This window comes from Shinella agrisoli (genome assembly GCF_046557955.1).
GTDB lineage: Bacteria > Pseudomonadota > Alphaproteobacteria > Rhizobiales > Rhizobiaceae > Shinella.
Genome location: NZ_JBJIEP010000005.1, coordinates 42,516 through 68,516 on the forward strand (window position 1 = coordinate 42,516; position 26,001 = coordinate 68,516).

Annotated in this window: 25 protein-coding genes; 18 read left to right on the forward strand and 7 right to left on the reverse strand. The window is 66.6% G+C overall.

Annotated features, from left to right (window positions below; translation table 11 throughout):
• Positions 1-34: 34 nt before the first annotated feature.
• Entirely contained in the window at positions 35-940 is a 906-nt protein-coding gene (locus tag ACIIOY_RS05880; RefSeq protein WP_411033702.1) for a LysR family transcriptional regulator, read from the reverse strand.
• Between the two features lie 107 nt (positions 941-1,047).
• Here ACIIOY_RS05880 and ACIIOY_RS05885 point away from each other — a divergent pair, with 107 nt between their 5' ends.
• Both ACIIOY_RS05885 and ACIIOY_RS05890 read left to right on the forward strand, forming a co-directional pair.
• Complete coding sequence (locus tag ACIIOY_RS05885) at positions 1,048-2,229, forward strand: MFS transporter (protein ID WP_411033981.1); 1,182 nt, start codon at positions 1,048-1,050, stop codon at positions 2,227-2,229.
• An 11-nt stretch (positions 2,230-2,240) separates the two neighbouring features.
• Positions 2,241-3,278 carry an aldo/keto reductase gene (locus ACIIOY_RS05890; protein ID WP_411033703.1) on the forward strand — a complete coding sequence of 346 codons (1,038 nt, stop codon included), beginning with the start codon at positions 2,241-2,243 and terminating at the stop codon, positions 3,276-3,278.
• Between the two features lie 116 nt (positions 3,279-3,394).
• Here ACIIOY_RS05890 and ACIIOY_RS05895 read toward each other — a convergent pair whose 3' ends face one another.
• The 6 genes from ACIIOY_RS05895 to ACIIOY_RS05920 form a co-directional block, all read right to left on the reverse strand.
• Positions 3,395-4,291, reverse strand: a complete 897-nt coding sequence (locus ACIIOY_RS05895; RefSeq protein ID WP_411033704.1) for a sugar phosphate isomerase/epimerase family protein — start codon at positions 4,289-4,291, stop codon at positions 3,395-3,397.
• Positions 4,292-4,377: 86 nt separating this feature from the next.
• Positions 4,378-5,316 carry an ABC transporter substrate-binding protein gene (locus tag ACIIOY_RS05900; protein WP_411033705.1) on the reverse strand — a complete coding sequence of 313 codons (939 nt, stop codon included), beginning with the start codon at positions 5,314-5,316 and terminating at the stop codon, positions 4,378-4,380.
• Between the two features lie 68 nt (positions 5,317-5,384).
• Positions 5,385-6,368, reverse strand: coding sequence for an ABC transporter permease subunit (locus ACIIOY_RS05905; RefSeq protein WP_411033706.1), 984 nt, complete (start codon positions 6,366-6,368; stop codon positions 5,385-5,387).
• 32 nt (positions 6,369-6,400) lie between these two features.
• Positions 6,401-7,939 carry a sugar ABC transporter ATP-binding protein gene (locus ACIIOY_RS05910; protein ID WP_411033707.1) on the reverse strand — a complete coding sequence of 513 codons (1,539 nt, stop codon included), beginning with the start codon at positions 7,937-7,939 and terminating at the stop codon, positions 6,401-6,403.
• Positions 7,936-9,336, reverse strand: coding sequence for an FGGY-family carbohydrate kinase (locus tag ACIIOY_RS05915; protein WP_411033708.1), 1,401 nt, complete (start codon positions 9,334-9,336; stop codon positions 7,936-7,938). Before ACIIOY_RS05915 ends, ACIIOY_RS05910 begins: the two co-directional genes overlap by 4 nt.
• Positions 9,333-10,112: a DeoR/GlpR family DNA-binding transcription regulator gene (locus tag ACIIOY_RS05920; RefSeq protein WP_411033709.1), complete on the reverse strand. Its 780-nt coding sequence runs from the start codon at positions 10,110-10,112 to the stop codon at positions 9,333-9,335. Before ACIIOY_RS05920 ends, ACIIOY_RS05915 begins: the two co-directional genes overlap by 4 nt.
• 195 nt (positions 10,113-10,307) lie before the next feature.
• On the opposite strand from ACIIOY_RS05920, the gene ACIIOY_RS05925 reads away from it, so the two are divergent.
• The 16 genes from ACIIOY_RS05925 to ACIIOY_RS06000 all read left to right on the forward strand — a co-directional run bounded on the left by ACIIOY_RS05925 (position 10,308) and on the right by ACIIOY_RS06000 (position 25,994).
• Positions 10,308-11,390, forward strand: coding sequence for a class II aldolase/adducin family protein (locus tag ACIIOY_RS05925; RefSeq protein WP_411033710.1), 1,083 nt, complete (start codon positions 10,308-10,310; stop codon positions 11,388-11,390).
• Entirely contained in the window at positions 11,387-12,664 is a 1,278-nt protein-coding gene (locus tag ACIIOY_RS05930; protein ID WP_411033711.1) for an FGGY-family carbohydrate kinase, read from the forward strand. The genes ACIIOY_RS05925 and ACIIOY_RS05930 overlap by 4 nt, the downstream gene beginning before the upstream one ends.
• Positions 12,661-13,518, forward strand: a complete 858-nt coding sequence (locus tag ACIIOY_RS05935) for a TIGR01459 family HAD-type hydrolase (RefSeq protein ID WP_411033712.1) — start codon at positions 12,661-12,663, stop codon at positions 13,516-13,518. Before ACIIOY_RS05930 ends, ACIIOY_RS05935 begins: the two co-directional genes overlap by 4 nt.
• Before the next feature lie 232 nt (positions 13,519-13,750).
• Positions 13,751-14,473: a FadR/GntR family transcriptional regulator gene (locus ACIIOY_RS05940; RefSeq protein ID WP_411033713.1), complete on the forward strand. Its 723-nt coding sequence runs from the start codon at positions 13,751-13,753 to the stop codon at positions 14,471-14,473.
• Positions 14,470-15,642, forward strand: a complete 1,173-nt coding sequence (locus ACIIOY_RS05945; protein WP_411033714.1) for a PLP-dependent transferase — start codon at positions 14,470-14,472, stop codon at positions 15,640-15,642. The genes ACIIOY_RS05940 and ACIIOY_RS05945 overlap by 4 nt, the downstream gene beginning before the upstream one ends.
• Positions 15,643-15,682: 40 nt before the next feature.
• Positions 15,683-16,942: an ABC transporter substrate-binding protein gene (locus ACIIOY_RS05950; RefSeq protein WP_411033715.1), complete on the forward strand. Its 1,260-nt coding sequence runs from the start codon at positions 15,683-15,685 to the stop codon at positions 16,940-16,942.
• An 84-nt stretch (positions 16,943-17,026) separates the two neighbouring features.
• A complete protein-coding gene (locus ACIIOY_RS05955) occupies positions 17,027-17,950 on the forward strand; it encodes a carbohydrate ABC transporter permease (protein WP_411033716.1) in 924 nt (307 codons plus the stop codon).
• A gap of 4 nt (positions 17,951-17,954) precedes the next feature.
• Positions 17,955-18,785: a carbohydrate ABC transporter permease gene (locus tag ACIIOY_RS05960; protein WP_411033717.1), complete on the forward strand. Its 831-nt coding sequence runs from the start codon at positions 17,955-17,957 to the stop codon at positions 18,783-18,785.
• 11 nt (positions 18,786-18,796) lie between these two features.
• Complete coding sequence (locus ACIIOY_RS05965; RefSeq protein ID WP_411033718.1) at positions 18,797-19,864, forward strand: ABC transporter ATP-binding protein; 1,068 nt, start codon at positions 18,797-18,799, stop codon at positions 19,862-19,864.
• Positions 19,865-20,073: 209 nt separating this feature from the next.
• A complete protein-coding gene (locus tag ACIIOY_RS05970; protein WP_411033719.1) occupies positions 20,074-20,373 on the forward strand; it encodes a MetQ/NlpA family ABC transporter substrate-binding protein in 300 nt (99 codons plus the stop codon).
• A gap of 20 nt (positions 20,374-20,393) precedes the next feature.
• Positions 20,394-20,912 (forward strand): MetQ/NlpA family ABC transporter substrate-binding protein, encoded by a 519-nt coding sequence (locus tag ACIIOY_RS05975; protein ID WP_411033982.1) that lies wholly within the window; start codon positions 20,394-20,396, stop codon positions 20,910-20,912.
• 40 nt (positions 20,913-20,952) lie between these two features.
• Entirely contained in the window at positions 20,953-21,756 is an 804-nt protein-coding gene (locus tag ACIIOY_RS05980) for a MetQ/NlpA family ABC transporter substrate-binding protein (protein WP_411033720.1), read from the forward strand.
• Positions 21,744-22,877, forward strand: coding sequence for a methionine ABC transporter ATP-binding protein (locus ACIIOY_RS05985; RefSeq protein WP_411033721.1), 1,134 nt, complete (start codon positions 21,744-21,746; stop codon positions 22,875-22,877). The genes ACIIOY_RS05980 and ACIIOY_RS05985 overlap by 13 nt, the downstream gene beginning before the upstream one ends.
• Positions 22,858-23,511 (forward strand): methionine ABC transporter permease, encoded by a 654-nt coding sequence (locus tag ACIIOY_RS05990; protein ID WP_411033722.1) that lies wholly within the window; start codon positions 22,858-22,860, stop codon positions 23,509-23,511. The genes ACIIOY_RS05985 and ACIIOY_RS05990 overlap by 20 nt, the downstream gene beginning before the upstream one ends.
• Before the next feature lie 19 nt (positions 23,512-23,530).
• Positions 23,531-24,760, forward strand: a complete 1,230-nt coding sequence (locus tag ACIIOY_RS05995) for an SfnB family sulfur acquisition oxidoreductase (RefSeq protein ID WP_411033723.1) — start codon at positions 23,531-23,533, stop codon at positions 24,758-24,760.
• Positions 24,761-24,773: 13 nt separating this feature from the next.
• On the forward strand, positions 24,774-25,994 hold the full coding sequence (locus ACIIOY_RS06000; RefSeq protein ID WP_411033724.1) for an SfnB family sulfur acquisition oxidoreductase: 1,221 nt from the start codon (positions 24,774-24,776) through the stop codon (positions 25,992-25,994).
• Positions 25,995-26,001 lie beyond the last annotated feature (7 nt).

A 26,001-nucleotide genomic window follows, 5' to 3' on the forward strand; every position in this document is an offset into this window, starting at 1 on the left:
GCGACGATGCCGTTACCCGCGCTGCAGCATAACTTCATGACACCCTGCCTTTCTCGGCAAGGAAATCGAGCAGCGCCCGGACGCGGGAGGGCAGCGGACCGCCCTGGCCGACATAGACGGCATGGAAGGCTTCCTTCTCGCCCGTGCCGAGATCGTCGAGGACCGGCACGAGTCGGCCGGCGGCAATGTCGTCGCGAACGGTGAAAGCGGCAAGCCGGGCGAGACCGGCGCCAGCCAGAGCCAGATGCCGCAGGCCCTCCCCATCGCTTGCCTGCACGCGGCCCGTCGCGGGGACGACGATGGTTTCCCCGTTCTCTCGCAGCGGCCAGCCATCGACCGCACGCGCGTAACCGAAGCCGAGGCGATTGTGCCCTTCCAGATCGGCGATGCTGCCCGGCGCGCCGCAGCGCTCCAGATAGGCCGGCGCGGCGACGATCATCAGCGCCGTTTCGCCCAGCTTGCGCGCGACGAGGCTGGAGCTTTTCAGCGGGCCCGCCCGCACCGCGACATCGGTCCGTTCCGCCAGGAGATCGACCACCGCGTCGGTTTGCACGATGTCGAGCGTGACGCCCGGATGGAGCGTCAGGAACTCGGGCAGCGCCGGCGCGAGGATATGGTTGAAGTAGGATGCGCTGGTGTTGAGGCGAACGCGGCCTGCCGCCTGCTCGCCGGCGCCGGCGGCCCGCTCGGCGTCCTCCAGATCGGCGAGGATGCGCGTCGCCCGTTCGTAGAAGGCGCAGCCTTCCGGCGTGAGCTGGAGCTGTCGTGTCGAGCGGTTGAGCAGCCTTGCGCTGAGACGCGTTTCCAGCCGGGCGATCAGCTTGCTGACCGCCGAGGGCGTCATCCGCGCGGCGCGCGCGGCGGGCGAGAAGCCCCCGAGCTCGACCACGCGAACGAACACCTCCATCTCGCCGGAGCGGTTGACCTCAAGTCGCGCCATGATGACTTCATCTCACAGGTGATATTACTTGGCGCAGTCTATTTCATCCAGGATCGGGCGTCTATCTTTGAGGAAATTGTTCCGAATGAAGATTGAGAGACTGCATCATGCCGCTGGCGCTCTACGCCCTGACGGCCGGGGCCTTCGGCATCGGCGTCACCGAATTCGTCATCATGGGCCTCCTCCTGGAGGTCAGCCGGGAACTCAACGTCACCATCGCCGCCGCAGGATTGCTGATCTCCGGCTACGCGCTCGGCGTCACCGTCGGCGCGCCGATCCTGACGGCACTCACCGCCCGCTGGCCGCGCAAGCATGTGCTGGTCGGATTGATGGGCATCTTCGTCATCGGCAATGCCGCCTGCGCGCTTGCGCCGACCTATGGCTGGCTCATGGCCGCGCGCGTGCTGACGGCGCTGACCCACGGCACCTTCTTCGGCGTCGGGGCAGTGGTGGCGACCGGCCTTGTCGCGGAGGACAGGCGCGCCTCGGCCATTTCCATCATGTTCACCGGCCTGACGGTCGCGACCGTGCTCGGCGTGCCCCTCGGCACATGGTTCGGCCAGCAGTATGGGTGGCGCGCGACCTTCTGGGCGGTGACGCTGGTGGGGCTGGCCGCGCTCGCCGTCCTCGCCACACTGGTGCCGCAGGACCGGACGAAGCCCGAAGCCTCCGACTGGCGGGCCGACCTGCGTGCCATCGCCCGCCGTCCCGTGCTGCTCGGCCTGCTGACGACCGTGCTCGGCTATGCCGGCGTCTTCGCCGTCTTCACCTATATCGCGCCGCTGTTGACGGAGATCGGCGGCTTTGACGACGGCGCCGTCTCGCCGATCCTGCTGGTCTTCGGCGGTGGCCTGGTCGCGGGCAACCTCATGGGCGGCAGGCTGGCCGACCGCAACCTGATCCGCGCCATCCTTGGCACCTTGGCCGCGCTCGCCATCGTTCTGGCGGCGATGACCTTCGCCCTCGACAGCCGGATTGCCGCCATCGTCTTCACCGGCCTCATCGGCGCGGCAGGTTTCGCCACCGTCGCGCCCTTGCAGATGTGGGTGCTGTCCAGGGCGGAAGGAGCAGGCCGGAGCCTCGCCTCCAGCTTCAACATCGGCGCATTCAACCTCGGCAACGCCATCGGCGCATGGGCGGGCGGCATGGTCATCGACCAGGGACCGGGCCTTGCGGCGGTGCCGCTCGCGGCCGCGCTGTTCCCGCTTCTTGCCATCGCCACCGCGCTGGTCGCCGTCAAGGCGAGCAGGAACGCGACGCTCGCGCCTTCATGCAACCCCGTTCACTAAGGAGCATTCTCATGGACTATCGACCCCTCGGCAAATCCGGCCTCAAGGTGCCGGTCCTCAGCTTCGGCGCCGGCACCTTCGGCGGCTCCGGCCCGCTGTTCGGCAATTGGGGCAATTCCGACGCCACGGAAGCCCGTCGCCTCGTGGACATCTGCCTGGAAGCCGGCGTCAACCTGTTCGACACGGCCGACGTCTATTCCAACGGCGCTTCGGAGGAAGTGCTTGGCGAGGCCATCAAGGGCCGGCGCGATGCGGTGCTGATCTCGACCAAGACCGGCCTGCCGATGGGCGACGGACCCAATGACGCAGGTTCCTCGCGCATCCGGCTGATCCAGGCCGTCGAGGATGCGCTGCGCCGTCTCCGGACCGACTATATCGACCTCCTGCAGCTGCACGCCTTCGACGCCGGCACGCCGGTCGAGGAAGTGCTTTCGACGCTCGACACCCTCGTGCGCGCCGGCAAGGTCCGCTATGTCGGCGTCTCCAACTTCTCCGGCTGGCAGATCATGAAATCGCTGGCCGTCGCCGACCGCTACGGCTGGCCGCGCTATGTCGCCAATCAGGTCTATTACTCGCTGGTGGGGCGCGACTACGAATGGGACCTGATGCCGCTGGGGCAGGACCAGGGCCTCGGCGCGATGGTGTGGAGCCCGCTCGGCTGGGGTCGGCTGACCGGGAAAATCCGGCGTGGCAGGCCGCTGCCAGAGGGCAGCCGCCTGCACGAGACCGCCAGCTTCGGCCCACCCGTGGACGACGAACACCTCTTTCGCGTTGTCGACGCGCTGGACGCTATAGCAGAGGAAACTGGCAAGACGGTCCCGCAGATCGCGCTGAACTGGCTGCTGCAACGCCCCACCGTTTCCTCGGTCATCGTCGGCGCGCGCAACGAGGAACAGCTTCGCCAGAACCTCGGCGCGGTCGGCTGGAGCCTGACGGCAGGGCAGGTCAAAAAGCTGGATGCAGCCAGCACCGTCACCGCGCCCTATCCCCATTTCCCCTATCGCCGGCAGGAGGGCTTTGCGCGGCTTAACCCGCCGATAGCGGGATAATGCTGGCTCAGCGCAGGCCACTCCTTCGTGCGGCTCAACGCCTCGTCGGCGATCGCCACCTCTGATACGCTGCGGTGCTTTCCGTCATCGGGCACGCGGACCTGGGAGACGTCAGGCTATACCGGCAGATGGGCCTGCCGGACGAGTTCTTCCTTGAGTTGCGCCGTCTCGAGGCCGAGTTCGATGAAGCGGTGCGCGTGGCGGGCGAGCGCGATGTTGTCGTCCCAGAGATTGCGCCAGATCGCAGTCTTCAGAGAGAGGTCCTTGTCGACGATCGTCGTGGAGAAGGATTCGAACGTCACGTAGTCGTTCCAGCCGATGGCAACCAGCGCGTCGAAGATCGCCGGGAAGTCGATCGTGCCGGTGCCGAGGTAGCCGCGATGGCTCTCGCCGATATGGATATAGCCGATCTTGTCGGCGGCATGGCGAATGGCGAGGCCGACATCGGCCTCCTCGATGTTCATGTGGAAAGTGTCCAGATGCAGCAGGACATTCGAGGCGCCGGTATCGCGGATATAGGCCATGCCCTGCGCCGCCGTGTTCAGCATGTTGCTCTCGAAGCGGTTGACGATTTCGAGATTGAGCGTAACGCCCGCTGACTTGGCCCGGTCGGCCACTTTCGAAAGAGCGGAAACGCTGGTGTCCCAGGCCTTTTTCGTCAAGGCCCGCTCCTGCTTGCCATGGGCGGAGCTCAAAATGCCGGCAAGCTTCGTGCCGCCGAGGTCGCGTACCAGCGCCACGGCCCTGTCGAGAATGTCCACCCCCTTGGCGACGACGGACGGATCATCGCTGGAGATGTCGCCCTCCGGCGGCAGCCCCATGCTGATCGCCACGTCGAGGCCGAGCTCGCGGATGCGGCCGGCAAGCCAGGCGACATCGACTTGGCCGGGGTCGAGATACGAGAATTCGATGAGCTTGTAGCCGAGCTTGTGCGTGTTCTCGAGCGCCTTTTCAAGCTCGCCGCGCGAGGAGCCCGCGCTCCAGACAAAGGAATGGACACCAATCTTCGACATATCCCGGCCACTTTCTAAATCGGGTTGAACGGGACCGACCGGGCACCCCGCCGAAGCGAAGTGCCCGGGCTCCCCAGGAGAAGCATTCAGCGGGCTGCGGTCCAGCCCTTGTAGTCCTTGACGTTCTCGGCCGTGATAAGCTGCGGGTCGAGCAGCACGACCGGCTCGGCCGGCTTGTTGCCCTTCAGCACCTCGACGCCGAGCTGGAGCGCCTGGCCGGCCATGACGTAGGGGTCCTGCGAGGCGGAAGCCTTGATCATCGAGTTGCCGCTGGCGAGCGCTTTCTCGATGTCCGGCGCGCCGTCGACGGCGGTCAGGAAGAACTCGCTGCGGTTCAACTGCTTGGCGGCAAGCTCGGCGCCGATCGCGGTCGGATCGTTGATCGCGAAGACGGCATCGATCTTGTCGAAGCGGGTGAGCAGGCCCTGCATCACGGCGAGGCCACCGTCGCGCGAGCCCTGGCCGTTCTGGTCGTCCGAAAGGATATTGATGTCCGGATGCTTGGCGAGCGTTTCCTTGCAGCCCTGCACCCGCTCGAGGATGGAGGAGGAAGCCGGGCCGTTGATGATGACGACGTCGCCCTTGCCGCCGAGCTGTTCGGCGATGTAGTTGCAGGCCTCCTCGCCGGCCTTGACGTTGTTGGTCATGACGGTGACGTCGGCGCCCGGCGCGGAGACGTCGAAGGCGGCGACGACGACGCCGGCAGCCTGCGCCTTCTTCACGGCCGGGGCGATCGCCTTCGCGTCGACGGCGTTCAGCATGATGATGTCGACGCCGGCGGCGATGAAGCTGTCGACCTGCGAGACCTGCTTGTTGAGGTCGTAGTCGGCCGAAACGGAGATGACCTCCACGTTCGGGTTGATTTCCTTGGCGCGGTCCTCGATGCCCTTGATGGTGGCGACGAAGAACGGGTTGCCGAGCAGGCCGACGGAGATGCCGATCTTGTTGAGGTCCTTGGCGGCTGCAGGCATGCAGAGAGCGGCGGCCATGGCGGTGCCGACGAGCAACTTGGGCATAAGACGCATGTTTTCCTCCATTGTGGCGCGTTTGGCGCCGTTGTTTCCGGTCGCCGACCGGTTCGTTCAGCCAGACCTCACGTCCGGCCAAGCCTTTTGAGCCTGTACCGATCGAGACCGACGGCGACGATGATGACGAGGCCCTTGATGATGTACTGCCAGATGTCCGATACCCCGACGAGGATGAGGCCGTTGGAGAGCACGGCGATGATGAGCGCGCCGATCAGCGTGCCCCAGATCGAGCCGACGCCGCCGACGAAGCTGGTGCCGCCGAGGATGACGGCGGCGATGGCATCGAGTTCGTAGGCCTGGCCGAGCTGCAGGCCGTTGGCCGCGTAGAGGCGGGCGGCGGACATCGCGCCGCCGAGGCCGGAGAGCAGGCCGGACATCGAATAGACGAAGAGCAGGACCAGCGGCACCTTGATGCCGGTCAGCCGCGCGGCCTCGGAATTGCCGCCGACCGCGTAGATCCAGGTGCCGAGCACGGTGCGCTTGAGGATGAACCAGGAGGCGAGGATCGTGGCGATCGCGATGACGGCGAGCCACGGCACGCCGAACAGCGTTCCGTTGCCGATGAAGTCGAACGGCAGGTCGGGGTTGAAGACGGTCGTGTCGTTGCCGAGCAGGCGCGCGACACCGCGGATGGCGGTCAGCGAGCCGAGCGTGACGATGAAGGGCGGCAGTTTCAGCCAGGCGATGACCGCGCCGTTGAGGAAGCCGCAGGCAAGGCCGACGGCGATCGCCGCCGGCACGCCGAGCATGCCCAGATCCGGCACCAGCGAGACGATGACGGCGACCATGGCGGAGGCCGCCAGGATCGAGCCGACCGAAAGGTCGATGCCGCCCGTCAGGATGACGAAGGTCATGCCGGCGGCCAACACTGTGTTGATCGAGGCTTGCTGCATGACGATCGACAGGTTGTTGACCGAGAGGAAGCGGCCGCTCAGCAGATGGAAGCCGATCGCCAGCAGCACGAGGATCGGCAGCATTCCGAGCGCCGTCAGCGTCGAGCGCAGCTTCAGCTTTTCCATCCGGGCCTGTTCGGTTTCACTTGCGCTCATGGTTCCGTTCCGTCTTCTTCCGTTGCCGTTTGTCAGGCCGCGTGGCCGGCGGTGCCGGTTGCCAGCACCATGATCGCTTCCTGCCCGATCGGTTCCTCGGCCGAGCCCGTGACCTCGCCGGCGATGCGCCCTTCGCGCATGACCAGCACGCGGTCGGCGATGCCGAGGATTTCCGGCAGGTCGCTGGAGATGACGACGATCGCGATGCCGTTCTGGGCGAGCTCGTCGATGATTCGGTAGATTTCCGACTTCGCGCCGACATCGACGCCGCGCGTCGGCTCGTCGAGGATGAGGGCCTTGGGTTTCGTCTCCAGGAGGCGCGCGAGCAGCGCCTTCTGCTGGTTGCCGCCCGAAAGCGCGCCGACATTGATCTGCGTGCCGGGAGCGCGGATCGACAGCGACTTCACCGCCCGCGCCGCCCGCTCCCTTGCCTTGGCGAAGTTGAGCACGCCGCCCACTTTCGCATCGCTGGCGATGACGCCGATATTGATGTTGTCGCTGATCGACATGTCGAGGAAGAGGCCGAGCGTCTTGCGGTCTTCCGTAAGGTAGGCGATGCCTGCATCGAGCGCATCGCGCGGGGAGGCTATGGGAAGGGGCTTGCCGTTCACCGCGATCTCGCCCGAGGTTTTCCGGTCGGCGCCATAGACGAGGCGGGCAAGCTCCGTGCGGCCCGAGCCGACGAGGCCGGCAATGCCCAGCACTTCGCCCGCCCGCACCTCAAAGAAGCAATCGTGCACCCTGACGCCATCGCCGACATTCTTCACCGAGAGCACGGCGGCACGCTCGCCCGTCACCTGTCGGTGCTCCTTCTTGTAGAAGGAGGAGAGATCGCGGCCGACCATCATCGAGACGAGCTTGTTCGCCGACAGGTCGGCGCGCTCCAGCGTGCCCACATAGGCGCCGTCGCGCAGAACGCTCACCCGGTCGGAGAGCTGGTAGATCTCCTCCATGCGGTGGCTGATATAGATGATCGCGATGCCCTCGGCCTTGAGGCGGGCAATGACGTCGAAAAGCCTGTCGGTCTCGCGGGTCGTCAGCGAGGTCGTCGGCTCGTCCATGACGATGATCCGCGCATTCGTTGTCAGCGCCCGGGCGATCTCCACCATCTGCCGCTCGCCGAGCGACAGCTCCGAAACGCGGCGCGAGGACGCAAAACCGATGCCGAGCTGCTTGAGGATCGGATCCGCACGCCGGCGCATCTCGGCACGGTCGGCAAGGCCGAAGCGCGACGGCTCGTTGCCGAGGAACATGTTCTGCGCGACCGTCAGGTTCGGCGCGAGCGACAGCTCCTGGTAGATGACGGCGATGCCGTAGGCCTTGGCCTTCAGAGGGTCGCCGAGCGTGACGGGAGCGCCGTCGATCAGCACTTCGCCGCCCGGATCGGCCGTGTAGGCGCCCGACAGGATCTTCATCAACGTCGACTTGCCCGCGCCGTTCTCGCCCATCAGCGCGTGCACCTCGCCGGAATGGACCGTCAGGCTCACGTTCGACAGCGCCTTCGAGGCGCCGAACGTCTTGCTGATGGAACGCATCTCCAAAAGCGCGCGGGGAGTGGGCTGTGCGGTCATGCGCGTCTCTCCTTTCGTCCGCCGGCCTCTCCGTGGGCGCGTGCCACTTGCCGCCGCCATTCCCGCCGGTAGTCCCGAAGGCCGGGAAGGAGGGCCGGTTCGGCGACTGCGCAATCGTTGACGAAGGGGTTGCGGCCGTCCGCATCGAAGACCAGCGCCGCTGCGCCGAAGGCGCTGCCTTCCGGATTGGCGCTGGTATGCACGGTCTGGCCGGGACGCAGCGCCGCCAGCACGGCGGCATAATGCCCGGTCTTCACCAGGCCGCCGTCGATGACGATCTCGTTTTCCGATCCGATGAGGTCGAGCGATAGGTCGGTCATCAGCGCGACATAGAGCAGGGCGGCGGCTGCACGTTCCTCGCCTTCGACCGCGGGGCCGACGAAGCGGCCTTCGTGGCCCGGCATCGGGCCGCCCGCCGCAAAGGAGGGCAGCGCGAAGGCCTGCTTGGCGATGGCCGAGGCAATGGCCTCCGCGGTGACGGGCCTCGTCCAGCTGCCGCTTGCGACATCGTACTCCCGGCCGCCCATGAAGCGGGCGGTCGCGACCGGCTGGCGGTCCACCGTCACGTTGGCCAGCATGTCGCGGGCGGGATCGAGCCTCTCCAGCGGGCTTGCCGGGTTGAAGACGATCACCCAGGTGCCGGTGGAGACCAGCGTGAAATCGGAAAAGCCGAGCGAGCGATAGAAATAGAGCGCCGAGTTGCTGTCGTGCACGCCGTTGTGGACCGCGACATCCACGCTCCGCCCGTCTTCAAGCGTCACTACGTGCGTGCCGATCACGGAGCCGGCCCTTGCGAATTCCGGCATCTTGCTGCGCCAGCCCATGCGGTCGACGAGGCTGCTGAAATCGTCCTTGAGCGGCGCCCAGAGATGGGAATGGCAGCCGAGGTACGACACCTCGGAGACCTTGCGCCCGAAGAATTTCCAGCTCCAGAACTGGGGATAGGCAAGGATCGCGTCGGCCCGGCCGATCAGGTCCGGATCGCGCTCGTTCAGCCAGAGGAGGTGCCGGCCGTAGTTGAAGCCGAGCGGCAGCGGCGGCGAAAAGGTCTCCCGGAAGTCCGGGACCATCGCATCGATGCGGGCGCCGGTGTCGACGGGTGGCTCCTGCTCATAGTCGAGGATCGGATGGACGAGATCGTCGCCGGCCACGAGCGCGAAGGTGCAGCCGTGGCCGGAAAAGATGACGCGGTCGACACCATGTGCCGCGACCACGCGGGCAAGTTCGCCCTTCATCCATGCAAAGAGCGCGGCGTCGTCGAGAACGCGGATATCCGCCTCCTGCCGCCAGAGCGGGCGCGTGCGCGCTTCGTCGATCACCTTGCCCTGCGCCGAGACCACGAAGAGCTTGGAGTTGGTCTTGCCGAGATCGAAGACGGCGACGGGAGCCTTACTCAATTCTCCCCTCCCACGGTTGCGATCATGATGGTGACGCCGGCATCCTCCATTATCTTGGCGGCCGTATCGGTAAGGCCGTCATCGGTGATGATCGTGCCGACCCGCGAGAGCGGCAGCGCCACGTTGCGCGGCTGGATGGAGAATTTGCGGCTGTCGGCAAGCAGCACGATCTCGTCCGCGCAGGCGGCAAGCTCGCCGATCACCTTGACGAGCAGCGGATGGGATTCGAGCAGGCCCTTGCTGCTGATGCCCTGCGTCCCCACGAAGAAGCGCGAGGCGAAGAAGCCGGGCGAACCGGCCGCCGCGTCGTGGATGATGCCCGGCTCGCGGTAGAGCTCGCCGCCGGCGATCGACAGCTGGCAGGTGCCGTGCTCGCCTAGATAGGCGGCAAGAGGCATGGAATTCGTCCACATGCGCAGATTGCGCCGCGCGAGCAGGATGCCGAGCTGGTAGCAGGTCGAGCCGGCATGCACGATGACGCAATCCCCGTCCCGCACCAGACCGGCCGCTGTGGCGGCGATCGCGCGCTTCGCCTCGACGGCAATGTCCCGGTTCTCGTCATACGGCCTGGCGGACAGACGCGCGCCGTTGACGGCCTCGCCGGCGGAAATGCCGCCGTAGACCTTCCGCGCCCGGCCGAGCTCGTGAAGCTTGTCGATGTCCCTGCGGATGGTGGCGGGAGATACGCCGAGACGTTCCTGCAGATCCCGCACCGAGGCAAAGGGCGTCTCGCGCAAGAGATCGATGATGGCCTTGTGGCGCTCGGTGTCGTTCACGGATCTTCCTCCCGGCGTCTCCCTCGCCGATGAATGAAGATAATCACAACAAGGGGAAGCGATCAAGGTATGTGACGAAAAATCTTCACTGTTGACGATATGCGATCATAGAAATACCATTCACAAAAAAGTTTGCTCACCACGCGATGCGGATCGGGCATGGCGGCGGCATGGCGGTCTAGAGGAGGAGGCCTCATGGCTTCGGACATTCGGGCGAAGGACGCAGCGGCCTTCGAGGCATTTCTCGCGCTGTCGAAGGAGATCGGCGACGACATCCTGAAAACCCAGGGTGCCGGCGGCAACACCTCCTTCAAGCATGACGGCGTGATGTGGGTGAAGGCGTCCGGCACATGGCTCGCCCATGCCGGCGCGCGCGACATCATGGTGCCGGTGAGGGTGGCGCCGCTGGTGGAGGCGCTGCGTCTAGGCGAGCCGAGCGCGGAAAAAGCGACCGATTTCATCGTCGCCGAGTTGAACGCGTCCGGGCTGCGCCCATCGATCGAGACGAGCTTCCACGCCGTTCTGCCCCAGGCGGTCGTGGCGCACTACCACTGCGTCAACGCCATCGCGCTCTCGGTGCTGACGGAGCGGGACGCGGTCATCGCCGAGCGCATGGCGAAACTGCCGGATCTCGCCTGGGCGGCCATTCCCTACCGCCGCCCCGGTACGCCGCTCGCCCACGAGATCGACCGCGTTGCCGAGAGGCGGCCGGACGTGCTGATCCTCTACAATCACGGCATCGTCGTCGCTGGCGAGACGGCGGAGGAGGTGCGTGGGCGTATCGCCCGGGTCACCGCGGCGCTTTCGGTGGAGGAGCGCGCGGCGCCGCCGGCCGATCCGGCCGTGCTCGCGGCCCTGGCGGAAGGCTCGGACTTCCATGTCGCCGAGGACGTCGAAAGCCACAGGACCGCGCTCAGTCCGGCAAGCCTCGCCGCCGCTACCGGCGGCTCGCTCTATCCCGATCACGTCATCTTCCTGGGAACCGAAATCGGCGTGCTCTCCGACGGCGAGACGGCAAGGGCCTATGCCGACGAGCGTCGGTCGCGAAACCTTGCGGTTCCGAAAATGCTGCTTGCCCCGGGCCACGGTGTGCTGCTCGCCAATGAACTCACGGACGGCGGACGTGTCATGGCGCGGTGTCTCGCGGAGGTCGTCTCCCGCATTCCGGCGGGCGCCTCGGTCGTCTATCTCGACCCGGGCCAGGAATATGAGCTGACCCATTGGGAGGCCGAGCAATATCGGCAGGCGCTCGACCGCAAGGCGAGTCGGCGGGCATGAGCGGGACGGTGAAGCCCGCAACCGCCCTTGGCATCGATCTCGGCACGTCGGGAGTGCGTATCGCAGCCCTTGCCGCCGACGGCACGCCCATCGACATGGCGGCCTTTTCCTTTTCCGACGCGGCCGCCGGCCGGTCGCCCGCCGTCTGGTGGGCCGGGGTGCAGTCCTGCCTTGCCGAACTTGCCGCACGCCTGTCCTTTGACGCCGTCGAGGGCGTGGCGGTCGACGGCACGTCCGGTACGGTGCTCGCGGTCGATGCAGACGGCGCTCCCGTCGGCGGCGTGCTGATGTACAACGACCCTTGCCCCGATCCCGCGATCGTCGAGCGCATCGCCGCGCACGCACCCGCCGACAGCCCGGCGCGCGGGGCAACGTCCGCGCTCGCCCGCGCCATCCACCTGTCGCGCCGGCACGGGGTGCGCAGGATCGTGCATCAGGCCGATTGGGTCCTGATGAAACTCGGCCTTGCCTCGCCGGCGAGCGACGAGAACAACGCGCTCAAGACCGGCTATGACCTTTCCACCGAGCGCTGGCCGGACTGGCTGGAAGCCTGCGGCATGGACATCGCCCTCCTGCCGGCGATTGAGCGCGCCGGCGTGCCTTTATCGGATGTGGGGCCGGCGGGCCGGGCGCTGGGCCTGCCGGCCGGCTGCCGCTACCATGCGGGCACGACGGACGGCTGCGCGTCCTTCCTGGCGACGGGCGCCTCGGCGATAGGCGACGGCGTTACCGCCCTAGGCTCGACGCTGGTCGTCAAGCTGGCCTCGGCCCGGCGGATCGAAGCCGCCGAGTACGGCATCTATTCGCACCGCATCCTCGACATCTGGCTGGCGGGCGGTGCCTCCAATTCCGGCGGCGCGGTCATCCGCAGCTTCTTCGATGGCGAGCAACTGCGGGCCATGACGCCGCATCTGCGCCCGGACGTGCCGACCGGCCTTGCCTATTATCCGCTCGCAAAGCCCGGCGAGCGCTTCCCCGTCAACGATCCCGCCTATCCGCCGCGGCTGGAACCGCGCCCGGCCGATGACATCGTGTTCTTCCAGGCGATCCTCGAAGGCATCGCCGCCATCGAGAAATCGGGCTACGACCGGCTGGCGGAACTGGGCGGGCCGAAGGTGGCGTCCGTGCGCACGGTCGGCGGCGGCGCTGCCAATCCGGCCTGGACGAGGATGCGGGAAAACGCGCTCGGTGTTCCATTCCTTGCCGCCCGGTCAGCCGAAGCGGCCGTCGGCACGGCCTCGCTGGTTCTTGCCGGAAAGGCCCGTTGGTCATGAGCCTCGCCCCATGGACGACCCTTGCTGCCCTCGCCGAGCGCTACGACGCCTTTCTCGTCGACCAGTTCGGTGTGCTGCGGGACGACGAGCGGGCCTATTCCGGCGCCAACGAGGCCCTGCTCCGGCTGAAGGCGCTGGGCAAAACCGTCGTCCTCCTCTCCAACTCCGGACGAAGCGGTAACTACAATGCCGAACGCCTGGTGAAGCTCGGCTTCGATCGCGCGGGCTTCGATCGTTTCCTGACCTCCGGCGACGTCGCCCACGATATCCTCGCCCGGGAAACGGCCGGCAAAAGGGCAACGCGCTGCCTGACGATCTCGAGCGGCGGCGACCGGAACCTTGCCGATTCCCTCGGCTTCGAAAGCGTCGAGGACGCCGCGCTTGCGGACATCGTGATCATCTCGGGGAGCGAGGCCGAGAGGATTCCGCTCTCGGCCTACCGCGCGCGGCTGGAGCCGGCGGCACGGCGCGGCGTTCCCTGCTACTGCACCAATCCCGACCGCCACAAGCTGACGAAGGGCGGTATCACCGCACCGGGGGCCGGCAGCATCGCGCTCGCCTATGAGGATCTCGGCGGACGCGTGCGCTGGTTCGGAAAGCCTTATCCTGAAATCTACCGGTACGCCCGCTCGCAGCTCAAGGGCACTCCGGCCGGCCGCATCCTGTGCATCGGAGACAGCATCGAGCATGACATAGCGGGCGCCGCGAATGCCGGCCTTGCCTCCTGCCTCGTCAGAACCGGCATCCTGAGCCGGCATTCGGAAGAGCAATTGGACGCACTCGCGCGCGAATATAAGGCCCGCCCGACGTTCTTGTTGGACCGGTTTGCCCTCGGATCGGCGGAAGCCCGCTGAACGGCAATCCGCGTGACCGCTGAAAGGAATCTCGCTGGCCGCGAGGCTTTCCGTCTCGGGCAAACCCGTTCGCAGCTGGAATCGGCCCTTCATACTGTTGAGCGCTGAAGGCGCAACAGGCAGTCGCGGCGCCAAAGGATCGCTGTCGTGGTCTTGACAGGCGCGTCCTTCCGCACAATGCTAAGATGTCAGACCAATTTGAGAAACTGACATAAGCAGGGGAATTGGCGATATGCCGGCGCAGACGAGCGAAAGGCCGCAGATCGAGCCGTTGCCGCCCATCGACCGGGCGCGGCAGGTGACGGAGGCCGTCGCCTCCTATATCGACCGTGCGAACCTGAAAGCCGGCGATCGGCTTCCTGCGGAGCGCGAGCTGATGGCGGCGCTCGCCGTCGGCCGCTCGACCATCCGAGAGGCGATCCGGCATTTCCAGGCGCTCGGCGTCATCGAGAGCCGGAAGGGCAGCGGCACCTATCTCCTGAAGCCGATCACCACGGCGACCGTGCACATGCCGCTTTCCTTCGACGCGGCGCATCTGCGCGACGTGCTGCTCCAGACGCTGGAAGTGCGCCGCGGCATCGAATGCGAGGCCGGCATGGTCGCCGCGCGCCGGCGCACCGGCGCAGATCTCGCGCTGATCGAGGAGAAGCTGAACGAAATGGAGCGGGTGCACCTTGCCAAGGGCACGTCCGGCCCGGAGGACCTCGCCTTCCACCTCGCCATCTACGACGCCACGCACAATCAGCTCTTCCGGCAGCTTCTCGAACAGATGCGCGGCGCCTTCGAGCGCTTCTGGGAAAAGCCGTTCGACCGGCCGGACTTCGCCCGCCGCTCCTTCCCGTTCCACCGCACGCTGTTCGACGCCATCGCCGCGCAGGACCCCGAGGCCGCGCGGGCGGAAACCCTGAAGATCCTCGCCGTCGTCGAGGAAGACATCAAGGACATGTCCCGATGATCAACGGCGCCGATCCGTTCGACCTTGCCTCCCTGACCGTCGCCCATGACGAGGCGAACGCCTTCGATGCGGTCGTGCCGCCGATCGTGCAGACCTCGCTCTTCACCTTCAAGAGCTACGACGAGATGGTGGCCGCCTATCGCGGCGAGATCGTGCGGCCGATCTACACGCGCGGCCTCAACCCCACGGTGCGCGCCTTCGAGGAGATGCTGGCGAAGCTCGAAGGCGGCGAGGACGCGCTGGGCTTTGCCAGCGGCATGGCGGCGATCTCCTCCACGGTGCTCTCCTTCGTCGAGCCGGGCGACCGCATCGTCGCCGTGCGCCATTGCTACCCGGATGCCTTCCGCCTGTTCGGCACGCACCTCAAGCGCATGAAGGTGGAAGTCACCTATGTCGACGGGCGCGACGAGGAGGCGGTCGCCAAGGCGCTGCCGGGCGCGAAGCTCCTCTATCTCGAAAGCCCGACGAGCTGGGTGATGGAGGCGCACGACGTCGGCGCGCTCGCGGCGCTCGCCAAGCGCCACGGCGTCGTCAGCGTCATCGACAACAGCTGGGCGAGCCCGGTCTTCCAGCGGCCGCTGACGCTCGGCGTCGATCTCGTGCTGCATTCGGCCTCGAAATATCTCGGCGGCCATAGCGACGTCGTCGCCGGCGTCGTTGCCGGCTCGAAGGAACTCATCGGCCGCATCCGCGCGGAGGCCTATCCCTATCTCGGCGGCAAGCTCTCGCCCTTCGATGCGTGGCTGCTGGTGCGGGGCCTGCGCACGCTGCCGATCCGCATGAAGGCGCACGAGGCCTCCGCCCTCGACATCGCCAAGCGTCTTCAGGCGCTCGACAGCGTCGACAAGGTGTTCCATCCCGCGCTCGCCAACCGGCTGCCGCCGGGGCTCACCGGCACGTCCGGCCTCTTCTCCTTCACCTTCCGCGAGGGCATCGACATCCGCGCCTTCGCCGACCACCTCAAGCTCTTCAAGCTCGGCGTCTCCTGGGGCGGGCATGAGAGCCTGATCGTACCGGGCGAGGTGGTGCTGCAGCAGAAGGCCGAGCCCAATTCCGCGCATGCCTTCGGCATCGATGCGCGGTCCTTGCGTCTCCATGTCGGCCTGGAGGGAACAGAGGCCCTGTGGAGTGACCTGGAAGCGGCGATAGCGGCCGCGACCCAAAACTGACGTCAAGCATCAGGTTCAAACCAGAAAAGAGGGAACGACCATGAAGAGACTTTTGACCGCAGCCCTGCTCACCACGCTGATGGCGACGAGCGCCCTTGCTGACACCACGTTGAAGCTCGTCGAGGTGATCACCAGCCCCGAGCGCACGGAGACGCTGAAATCCATCGTCGGCCGGTTCGAGGCGGAAAACCCCGGCACCAAGGTCGAGATCATCTCGCTGCCGTGGGGCGAAGCCTTCCAGAAATTCGCCACCATGGTGTCGGCGGGCGAGGTGCCGGACGTCATGGAAATGCCCGACACCTGGCTCTCGCTCTATGCCAACAACGGCATGCTCGAAAGCCTCGAACCCTATCTCGAAAAGTGGGAGCACACGTCCGGCCTGACGGCGCGCGCGCTCGAACTGGGCCGCGACATCAATGACACTGCCTACATGCTGCCCTACGGCTTCTACCTGCGCGCCATGTTCTACAACAAGAAGCTGCTTGCGGAAGTCGGCGTTTCCGAGCCGCCGAAGACCATGGACGAGTTCATGGAGGCCTCGAAGAAGGTCTCGGCGCTGCCCGGCAAGTACGGCTATTGCCTGCGCGGCGGTCCGGGCGGCCTCAACGGCTGGGTGATGTTCGGCGCCTCGATGGCCGGCTCGAACGAATTCTTCAACGAAGACGGCACCTCGACCTTCAACAGCGAGGGCTGGGTTAAGGGCCTCACCTGGCTGATCGACCTCTACAAGAACGGCTATGCGCCGAAGGACAGCGTCAACTGGGGCTTCAACGAGATCGTCGCCGGCTTCTACTCGGGCACCTGCGCCTTCCTCGACCAGGATCCCGACGCGCTCATCGCCATTGCCGAGCGCATGAAGCCGGAGGACTACGGCATCACCACCATGCCGAAGGGGCCGGACGGCAAGACCTTCCCGACGATCGGCTTTGCCGGCTGGTCGATGTTCGCCTCCAGCGCCAACAAGGAGCTCGCCTGGAAGCTGATCGCCACGCTCGAAGGGCCGGAAGGCAATATCGAGTGGAACAAGCGCACGGGCGCGCTGCCCGTGCACACCTCGGCGGAGAAGGACCCGTTCTATGCGAGCGAGCAGTTCAAGGGCTGGTTCGCCGAGCTCGAGGACAAGGACGCCGTTCCGACCGTGATGCCGACGCATCTCGAGGAGTTCGCCTTCTTCAAGGATTCGCTGGTCATCAAGACCTCGCAGGAAGCCCTTCTCGGCGACATCACGCCGGAGGATCTCGCAAACCAGTGGGCCGACTACCTGACGAAGGCGCAGCAGAAGTTCCTTGCCAAGAAATAGGCCGGAACGCTCCGGGTGGGGAAACGAGGCTTCGCCCGGAGCCATTCCTGAAACGCCGCGCAACCCTCAAACGGAAGCGAGACGATGACCGTTGCTGCCCATCCGCACGCCGTGCGTCCGCTGAGAAAGCGGATCGCCGATGCCTCGGAGCCCTATCTCTACAGCGCGCCGGCGCTGATCCTGATCGTCACCGTCATGCTGGTGCCGCTGGTGCTCGGCATTTCCTATGCGTTCCGCGATGTCCAGCTGCTGAACCCGTTTTCCGGCGGCTTCGTCGGGCTCGATCATTTCCGGGCGCTCGGCCAGGACCAGGCCTTCTTCCGCGCGCTGCGCAACACGCTGTGGTGGACGGGCGCCTCGGTCTTGCTGCAATTCGTCTTCGGCCTCGTCCTCGCCCTGCTGCTGGACAAGCCCTTCGCCGGCCGCGGCCTTGCGCAGGCGCTCTGCTTCCTGCCCTGGGCGGTGCCGAGCTTCCTTGCCGGCCTCAACTGGGCCTGGCTCTTCAACCCGGTCATCGGGCCGCTGCCGCACTGGATGCACGCGCTCGGCATCCTCGATGCGCCGAACAACATCCTCTCCGATCCGCAGCTTGCCATGTGGGGACCGATCGTCGCCAATGTCTGGTGGGGCATTCCGTTCTTCGCGATCACGCTGCTCGCCGCGCTCCAGGCGATCCCGCGCGACCTCTACGAGGCGGCGAGCATCGACGGGGCGGGGCCCGTCCAACGCTTCGTCTCGATCACGCTTCCCTTCCTGGCGCCGACCATCGCCATCACCATCCTGCTGCGCACCGTCTGGATCTCCAACTTCGCCGACCTCATCGTCGTCATGACCAACGGCGGGCCGGCCGACCGCACGCAGATCGTCGCGAGCTACATCTTCACCCAGGCCTTCCGGCGGCTCGACTTCGGCTATGCCTCGGCCATCGCTCTCGTGCTGCTCGTGCTGCTGCTCGCCTATTCGATGCTCATCGTGCTCCTGCGCCAGACGCTGCTCAACAAGGACTGACGCCATGCGAAGCAAGCCTTTCCTGACGATCGCGCACCGGCTGGCCATCCTCTTCTATATCGCCGTGGCGCTCTTCCCGCTCTTCTGGCTGCTCAAGGTCTCTGTGACGCCGAACGACCTGCTCTACAGCGAGGGCGTGCGCCTGTGGCCCTCGCGCGCGACGCTCCAGCACTACGAGTTCGTCATCGCGCACAGCGCCTTCCCGACCTTCTTCAAGAACAGCCTGATCGTCGCCGGTTCCACGGCGGTGGCGGTGACCATCCTCGCCTCTCTTTCCGGCTATGCGCTGTCGCGCTTCCACTTCCGGGCGAAATACTGGATCGTCGCGCTGATGCTGATCACGCAGATGTTCCCGCTGGTCATGCTCGTGGCACCGATCTTCAAGATGCTCTCGCCGCTCGGCCTCACCAACAGCCTGACCGGCCTCGTCATCGTTTACACCGCCTTCAACGTGCCCTTCGCCACCTTCCTCATGCAGTCCTTCTTCGACGGCATCCCGAAGGACCTGGAGGAGGCCGCGATGATCGACGGGGCGACGCAGTTCGTCGCCTTCCGGCAGATCATCCTGCCGCTGACGCTTCCTGGCATCGCCGCCACGCTCGGCTTCGTCTTCACCGCGGCCTGGAGCGAACTGCTCTTCGCGCTGATGCTGATCTCCGGCAACGATGCGGCGACCTTCCCGGTCGGGCTCCTCACTTTCGTCTCGAAGTTCTCGGTCGACTTCGGGCAGATGATGGCGGCGGGCATCCTCGCGCTCATTCCGGCCTGCCTCTTCTTCCTCCTCATCCAGCGCTATCTCGTGCAGGGCCTGACGGCCGGCGCGGTCAAAGGCTGAAAGGGTTTCCCATGGCTTCCATCGACATCGACGGCATCCGCAAGAGCTTCGGCACCTTTCCCGTCCTGCACGGCGTCGACCTCACCATCAAGGACGGCGAGTTCATCGTGCTGGTCGGTCCGTCGGGCTGCGGGAAGTCGACGCTGCTGCGCATGATCGCCGGCCTGGAGGACGTCACCGCCGGCGAGATCCGCATCGACGGCCGGCGCGTCAACGACCTCGCGCCGAAGGACCGCGACATCGCCATGGTGTTCCAGTCCTATGCGCTCTATCCGCATATGAGCGTCGCTGACAACATGAGCTACAGCCTGCGCCTGCGCCGCTCCACGAAGGAGAAGATCGCCAGCGCGGTCAGCGGCGCAGCGTCGAAGCTCGGGCTCGATCCGTTGCTGGAGCGCCGTCCGCGCGCCCTTTCCGGCGGCCAGCGCCAGCGCGTCGCCATGGGCCGTGCCATCGTGCGCCAGCCGAAGGCCTTTCTCTTCGACGAACCGCTCTCCAACCTCGATGCCCGCCTGCGCGAGCAGATGCGCGCGGAGATCAAGAAGCTGCACGGCGACCTGCGCGCCACCTCCATCTACGTGACGCACGACCAGATCGAGGCGATGACGCTCGCCGACCGCATCGTCGCCATGCATGGCGGCGTCGTCCAGCAGGTGGGCACGCCGCTCGATCTTTACGACCGGCCCGCCAACCTCTTCGTCGCGGGCTTCATCGGGTCGCCGGGCATGAATTTCTTCGAGGGGCGCTATCTCGTCTCGGGCGATGCTGCCAGCTTGAGGCTCGCAAACGGCACTGCGCTTCCCGCCCGCAGATCGGCCGGCATCGAATCCGGCGCGGCGGCGACCCTCGGCATCCGCCCCGAGCACGTCGTGCTTCGCGAAGGGGGCGCTCTGGAAGCCAGGGTCGACCTCATCGAGCCGACCGGTTTCGGCATCATCATGCACGTCACCGTGCACGACGTGCCGCTGAAGATCTTCACGCTCGACAGGGCCATGCTGAATCCCGGACCGAGCGTCCGCATCGACCTGCTGGAAGACAAGCTGCATCTCTTCGACGAAGGCGGCCGGCGCCTGGACTGATCCGCGACGCCTTCCGGCGTGGTTGCCGGAAGACAGGCGAAGGCCCGGCCGAGTTTCGCATGACGGCGCCGCAGAACGAATTTTCGCGCGGATGCTGAAGATTGAAAAAAGAATACTTTTTCCATTGATTTTATCAACTATTGTTCATCCGCTGGTGAGCGGCGGATGCGTCTGTTGCCGGCCGCGATTTGATTGACGGGGTGCAGGCAATGGTGAACTGGCTGGCAGGAAAGATTGACCTTCTGGGCAAGGCGGCGGCCGCGCTCTCGCTGACCGCCACGCTCGCAATGGCACAGACGCTGACGATCGGCGTGACGCCGGGCTCGCTTGCCGATTCCGTCGAGGTCGCGGCCGCCGAGGCCCGCGCGCAGGGGCTCGACGTGAAGGTCATCGAGTTCACCGACTGGGCGACGCCGAACGTCGCGCTCAATGCCGGCGACCTCGACGTCAACTATTTCCAGCACCAGGCCTTCCTCGACAATGCGGTGCTGAGACCGGCTTCAAGCTGAAGAGCGTCGCCGTCGGCCTCCTGCCGAACCTCGGCCTCTACTCCTCGAAATACAAGAGCTTCGACGACCTGCCGGAAGGCGCGCGCGTCGGCGTCGCGAACGATCCGGTCAACCAGGGCCGCGGCCTCCAGCTCATCGAGCGCGCGGGCCTCATCAAGCTGCGCGAAGGTGTCGGCGCGCGCGGCACGCTGGACGACATCGCCGAAAACCCGCGCAAGCTGGAGTTCGTCGAGATCGAGGGGCCGCAGCTGGTGCGCGCGCTCGATGACGTCGATCTCGCCCAGGGGTATCCGGCGCATTACGTGAACGCCGGCCTGCCGGACGTCGCGGGCCAGGGGCTGCTCTATTCCGGCATCGACGACATCCATTTCGCGATCCGCTTCGTGACGCGCGAGGACAATGCGGATGCGCCGCTCGTCAAGCGCTTCGTCGAGATCTACCAGGCCTCCGATGCGGTGAAGGCGCAGATCCACAAGTCCTTCGCCGACAACGACAGGCTCTACAGCCTTCCCTGGACGGAAGGCGCGACGGTCAATTGACCGGCGCAACCAGTCAACACCACCGATACGGGGAAGAACGATGAGACTGCCTATTCTGGGATTCATGACGGCGCTGGCGCTTTCCTTGGCGACGGCGGCCGCGGCCGAGACGGTCAAGGTCGGCGTGGTGCCGGGCGCTTATGCGGATTCCATCGCCGCGCTGGTGCCCGAAGCGAAGGAAGCGGGCATCGAGATCGAGACGGTGGAGTTCACCGACTGGACGACGCCGAACGTCGCGCTCGACGCCGGCGACATCGACGTCAACTACTTCCAGCACCGGCCGTTCCTCGACAATGCCATCGCCGACCGCGGCTACAAGCTGACCGACATCGGGCCGGGCATCCTGGCGAACATCGGCCTCTACTCGCTGAAGCACAAGAGCTTCGACGAGATCCCGGAAGGCGGCAAGGTGGCGATCGCCAACGATCCGGTCAACCAGGGGCGCGGCCTGCTGCTTCTCGAAAAGGCCGGCCTGATCAAGCTGCGCGAGGGCGTGGGCTTCACCGGCACGCTGGACGACATCGTCGAAAACCCCCGCAACCTCGAATTCACCGAGGTCGAGGGTCCGCAGCTCGCACGCGTCACCGCGGACGTGGACCTGGCGCTCGGCTACCCCCACTTCATCGCCGCATCCGGCCTCTTCGATCCCGGCTCGGCCCTCATCTATTCGGGCATCGACGACCGCCGCTTCTCGATCGTCTTCACCGTCAAGGAGGACCGCAAGGACGACCCGGCATTGAAGAAGCTGGTCGAGCTTTACCAGAATTCGGAAACGGTCCGGAAGGTCATCGACGACGCCTATCACGGCAACGACAAGCTCTACACGCTGTCATGGCTGCATTGACCGTGGATACGGCGGTCGCTGCGGTCCGCGGCGCGGCTGCCCAGGCAGCGGCGGCGAAGGCCCGGGCGGCATCCGCCGCGGGCGCCGGCTCCGTCCGCTTCGAGGCGCTTGCCAAGACCTACCAGTCCGCCACCGGCGCCGTCCGTGCGCTGGAGGACATCGATCTCGAAATCCCGGCAGGTCGCATCTACGGCATCATCGGCCGCAGCGGCGCCGGCAAGTCGAGCCTGTTGCGCACCATCAACCGGCTGGAGAGGCCGACCTCCGGCCGCGTGCTCGTGGACGGGCAGGATATCGGCCGGTTCGACGAGGATGCGCTGGTCGAGCTTCGCCGCCGCATCGGCATGATCTTCCAGCATTTCAACCTGCTCTCGGCCAAGACGGTGCGCGAGAACGTGGCGTTGCCGCTCGTCGTCGCCGGCGTGCCGAAGCGGCAGATCGCCGAGCGCGTAGACGAGGTGCTGGCGCTGGTCGGCCTCGAAGGCAAGCACAACGTCTATCCCTCGCGCCTGTCGGGCGGGCAGAAGCAGCGGGTCGGCATCGCCCGCGCCCTCGTGCACAAGCCGGAGATCCTGCTGTGCGACGAGGCGACCTCCGCGCTCGACCCCGAGACGACGCTGTCGATCCTCAAGCTCCTCAGGGACATCAACCGCAGCCTCGGCCTCACCATCGTCCTCATCACGCACGAGATGAGCGTCATCCGGGAGATCTGCGAGACCGTGCTGGTGCTCGAGCAGGGGCGCATCGCCGAGGAAGGGCCCGTGTGGCAGGTCTTCGGCGCGCCGAAGCACGATGCGACCCGCGCGCTCCTCCAGCCGCTCAGCCGGGACATCCCGGAGGACATCGCCGCGCGTCTCGTGCCGCAGCCGGTCGCCGGCGGCGAGACCGTCCTCGAACTGCACTATACCGGCGGCGAGAGCGGCGGACCGGACCTTTCCCGTCTCGCCTCGGTGCTCGGCACGTCGGTCCGGCTGCTGCACGGCACCATCGACCGCATCCAGGGCCACGCCCAGGGCACCCTGCTCGTCGCGGCGCGGGGCGTCTCGGAAGACGATCTTGCAACGCTTGGGGGCCATGTCGGCAGCGCAAGGATTCTCGGCCATGTCGCCACTGATGTATGACCGCCTCTGGCAGGCCTTCCTCGACACGGTGCAGATGGTCGGCATTTCGGCGCTGATCGCGCTCGTCGTCGGCATCCCGATCGCCGTCTTCCTCGTCGTCTCGTCGCCCGGCGGCTTCTTCGAGGCGCCGAAGCTCAACCGCGCCGTCGCGGCCGTCGTCAACGGCTTTCGCGCCACGCCCTTCATCGTTCTCCTCGTGGCGCTCCTGCCGTTCACCCGGTTCCTGACCGGCACGACGATCGGCGTGTGGGCAGCGATCGTGCCGCTGTCGATCAGCGCGACGCCGTTCTTCGCCCGCATCGCCGAGGTGAGCCTGCGCGAGGTGGACAAGGGCCTCATCGAGGCGGCGCAGGCGATGGGCTGCCGCAAGTGGCACATCGTGCGCCATGTGCTGCTGCCTGAGGCGCTTCCCGGCATCGTCGGCGGCTTCACGATCACAGTGGTCACGATGATCGGCGCGTCTGCCATGGCCGGCGCCGTCGGCGCGGGCGGGCTCGGCGACATGGCGATCCGCTACGGCTACCAGCGTTTCGACACCACGGTGATGATCGCGGTCATCGTCGTGCTCGTCGCCATGGTCACGCTGGTCCAGTTCGCCGGCGACTACACCGTGCGCCGGCTGCGCGACCGTTGACAGGCAGAATGGAAAGACGATGAGCGAAACCGAAAAGGCCGCAAGCCGCCGGCCGGCCCCGGCCGTTTCCGCAAGGCGCATCACGAGCGATGCCGAGGCGATCGCGGCGGCGTCCGCGCTTGCCGGCGTGCTCCGGCCGCAGGCGGCAGCGCGCGACCGCGACCGCATCCTGCCCTGGGACGAGATCGAGGCCTACAGCGAAAGCGGCCTCGGCGCCATCACCGTGCCGAAGGCCTATGGCGGTCCCGAACTTTCCTTCGTCACCCTGGTGAAGGTGTTCGAAATCCTCTGTGCCGCCGATCCTTCCGCTGGGCAGATCCCGCAGAACCATTTCGGCGTCCTTGCGCTGCTGCGCGATCTCGGCTCGGAGGAGCAGAAGACGCGCGTCTACGCCGATATCCTGCGCGGCGAGCGTATCGGCAATGCCGGACCCGAGCGCGGGCGCAACATGATCAGCCACGTCACGACGCGCATCACCGCGACCGCCGGCGGCCTGCGCCTGACCGGCCGGCGCTTCTATTCGACGGGCGCGCTGTTCGCCCACTGGATCCCGACCCGCGCCCTCGACGACGAGGGGCGGGCGGTGCAGGTCTGGGCCCGCTTCGATGCGCCGGGCGTGAGGGTGATCGACGACTGGTCCTCCTTCGGCCAGCGCACGACGGCGAGCGGCACGGTGGAATTCGACGATGTGCCGGTCGAGCCGATCCAGGTTCTGCCGGTCTGGCAGGCGGCCGACAGGCCGGGCCTGTGGGGGCCGATCTCGCAGATCATCCAGGCCGCGATCGATTCCGGAATCGCGCGCGCGGCGATCGACGACACCGTCGCCTTCGTGCGCGACCGCGCCCGGCCATGGATGGATTCCGGCCTCGAACGGGCCTCCGACGATCCGACGATCATCCACGAGATCGGCCATCTCGAAACCGAATACCAGGCCGCGCAGGCGCTGCTCCATCATGCCGCCGCCGTGCTCGACGAACTGAGCGCCCGGCCGGTGACGGCGGAGACGAGCGCGAAGGCCTCCGTCGCCGTCGCGGAGGCGAAGATCCTGACCACCGAGATCGCGCTCGAGGCGAGCGAGAAGCTTTTCGATCTCGCCGGATCGAGCGCCACCCGCGCCGCCCATGCCCTCGACCTGCATTGGCGCAATGCGCGCGTCCACACGCTGCACGACCCGGTGCGATGGAAGTATCACCTTCTCGGCAACTATTACCTCAACGGCGCCTATCCGGCCCGCCATCAATGGAACTGAGAAGGGGCACGCCATGATCTCGACGGCCTTCCAGGCTCCCGCCAAGCCGCGGCCCGTGCTGATCCGGGACGACGCGCATGCGCTCGAAACGGCACAACGGCTTGCGGCGGATTTCGCGCGCGAGGCGGCGTTGCGCGATGCCGAGCGGCGCCTGCCGTGGGACGAGCTCGAACGCTATAGCGCAAGCGGCCTGTGGGGTGCGACGATCCCGCGGGCCTATGGCGGGGCGGAGATCTCGACGGTCACGCTCGCCCGCGTCATCGCCGCCATCGCCGCCGCGGACGGCTCGCTCGGGCAGATCCCGCAGAACCATTTCTATGCGCTCGAAGTGCTGCGTGTCGGCGGCTCGGAAGCACAGAAACGCTTCTTCTTCGACCGGGTGCTTGCCGGCGACCGCCTCGGCAATGCGCTGGCCGAAATCGGCACGCGGGATTTCAAGCGGCGCACGAAGCTCGTGCGCGACCCGGCCGGCTGGCATGTCGAGGGCGAGAAATTCTACTGCACCGGCGCCATCTACGCGCACTGGATCCCGACGCTCGTGGTGGCGGATGATAACGGCGAGGACGTCACCTATCTCGCTTTCGTGCCGCGCGATGCCCCTGGCGTGACGGTCATCGACGACTGGGACGGTTTCGGCCAGCGCGTGACCGGTAGCGGCTCCGTCAAGTTCGCCCGCGTCCGCGTGGAGCCGGAATGGGTGGTGCCCTTCAAGGCCTCCTTCGACCGGCCGACGACCATCGGCCCGCACGCGCAGATCATGCATGCGGCGATCGACCTCGGCATCGGTCTCGGCGCCTTCGAGGAGACCTTGCGTTTCGTGCAGGAGAGGGCGCGGCCCTGGCTCGATTCCGGCGTGGAGAAGGCCTCCGACGATCCGCTGACGCTGCATCAGGTCGGCCATGTCCGGCTGCGCCTGCGCGCGGCGGAGGCGCTGGTCGAGCGTGCCGGCGCCCTGGTCGACGAGGCGCAGCGTGCGCCGGACGAGGACAGCGTGGCACGCGCTTCGGTGGCCGTCGCGCAGGCGCGCATCCTGACGACCAAGGCCGGCCTGCTCGCCGCCGGCAAGCTGTTCGAGCTCTCCGGCACGTCCGCCACGCAGAGCGAGGACAATCTCGACCGCTACTGGCGCAACGTCCGCACGCATACGCTCCACGATCCCGTCCGCTGGAAATACCAGGCGGTCGGCAATTTCCATCTCAACGGCAAGCGCCCGCCGCGGCACGGCGCCATCTGACGGAGCG

Bases quoted from the DNA above. Each gene is read 5' to 3' on its own strand.
- ACIIOY_RS05880 (WP_411033702.1), bottom strand. From the start codon at position 940: ATGGCGCGACTTGAGGTCAACCGCTCCGGCGAGATGGAGGTGTTCGTT.
- ACIIOY_RS05885 (WP_411033981.1), top strand. From the start codon at position 1,048: ATGCCGCTGGCGCTCTACGCCCTGACGGCCGGGGCCTTCGGCATCGGC.
- ACIIOY_RS05890 (WP_411033703.1), top strand. From the start codon at position 2,241: ATGGACTATCGACCCCTCGGCAAATCCGGCCTCAAGGTGCCGGTCCTC.
- ACIIOY_RS05895 (WP_411033704.1), bottom strand. From the start codon at position 4,291: ATGTCGAAGATTGGTGTCCATTCCTTTGTCTGGAGCGCGGGCTCCTCG.
- ACIIOY_RS05900 (WP_411033705.1), bottom strand. From the start codon at position 5,316: ATGCGTCTTATGCCCAAGTTGCTCGTCGGCACCGCCATGGCCGCCGCT.
- ACIIOY_RS05905 (WP_411033706.1), bottom strand. From the start codon at position 6,368: ATGAGCGCAAGTGAAACCGAACAGGCCCGGATGGAAAAGCTGAAGCTG.
- ACIIOY_RS05910 (WP_411033707.1), bottom strand. From the start codon at position 7,939: ATGACCGCACAGCCCACTCCCCGCGCGCTTTTGGAGATGCGTTCCATC.
- ACIIOY_RS05925 (WP_411033710.1), top strand. From the start codon at position 10,308: ATGGCTTCGGACATTCGGGCGAAGGACGCAGCGGCCTTCGAGGCATTT.
- ACIIOY_RS05930 (WP_411033711.1), top strand. From the start codon at position 11,387: ATGAGCGGGACGGTGAAGCCCGCAACCGCCCTTGGCATCGATCTCGGC.
- ACIIOY_RS05935 (WP_411033712.1), top strand. From the start codon at position 12,661: ATGAGCCTCGCCCCATGGACGACCCTTGCTGCCCTCGCCGAGCGCTAC.
- ACIIOY_RS05940 (WP_411033713.1), top strand. From the start codon at position 13,751: ATGCCGGCGCAGACGAGCGAAAGGCCGCAGATCGAGCCGTTGCCGCCC.
- ACIIOY_RS05945 (WP_411033714.1), top strand. From the start codon at position 14,470: ATGATCAACGGCGCCGATCCGTTCGACCTTGCCTCCCTGACCGTCGCC.
- ACIIOY_RS05950 (WP_411033715.1), top strand. From the start codon at position 15,683: ATGAAGAGACTTTTGACCGCAGCCCTGCTCACCACGCTGATGGCGACG.
- ACIIOY_RS05955 (WP_411033716.1), top strand. From the start codon at position 17,027: ATGACCGTTGCTGCCCATCCGCACGCCGTGCGTCCGCTGAGAAAGCGG.
- ACIIOY_RS05960 (WP_411033717.1), top strand. From the start codon at position 17,955: ATGCGAAGCAAGCCTTTCCTGACGATCGCGCACCGGCTGGCCATCCTC.
- ACIIOY_RS05965 (WP_411033718.1), top strand. From the start codon at position 18,797: ATGGCTTCCATCGACATCGACGGCATCCGCAAGAGCTTCGGCACCTTT.
- ACIIOY_RS05970 (WP_411033719.1), top strand. From the start codon at position 20,074: ATGGTGAACTGGCTGGCAGGAAAGATTGACCTTCTGGGCAAGGCGGCG.
- ACIIOY_RS05980 (WP_411033720.1), top strand. From the start codon at position 20,953: ATGAGACTGCCTATTCTGGGATTCATGACGGCGCTGGCGCTTTCCTTG.
- ACIIOY_RS05985 (WP_411033721.1), top strand. From the start codon at position 21,744: ATGGCTGCATTGACCGTGGATACGGCGGTCGCTGCGGTCCGCGGCGCG.
- ACIIOY_RS05990 (WP_411033722.1), top strand. From the start codon at position 22,858: ATGTCGCCACTGATGTATGACCGCCTCTGGCAGGCCTTCCTCGACACG.
- ACIIOY_RS05995 (WP_411033723.1), top strand. From the start codon at position 23,531: ATGAGCGAAACCGAAAAGGCCGCAAGCCGCCGGCCGGCCCCGGCCGTT.
- ACIIOY_RS06000 (WP_411033724.1), top strand. From the start codon at position 24,774: ATGATCTCGACGGCCTTCCAGGCTCCCGCCAAGCCGCGGCCCGTGCTG.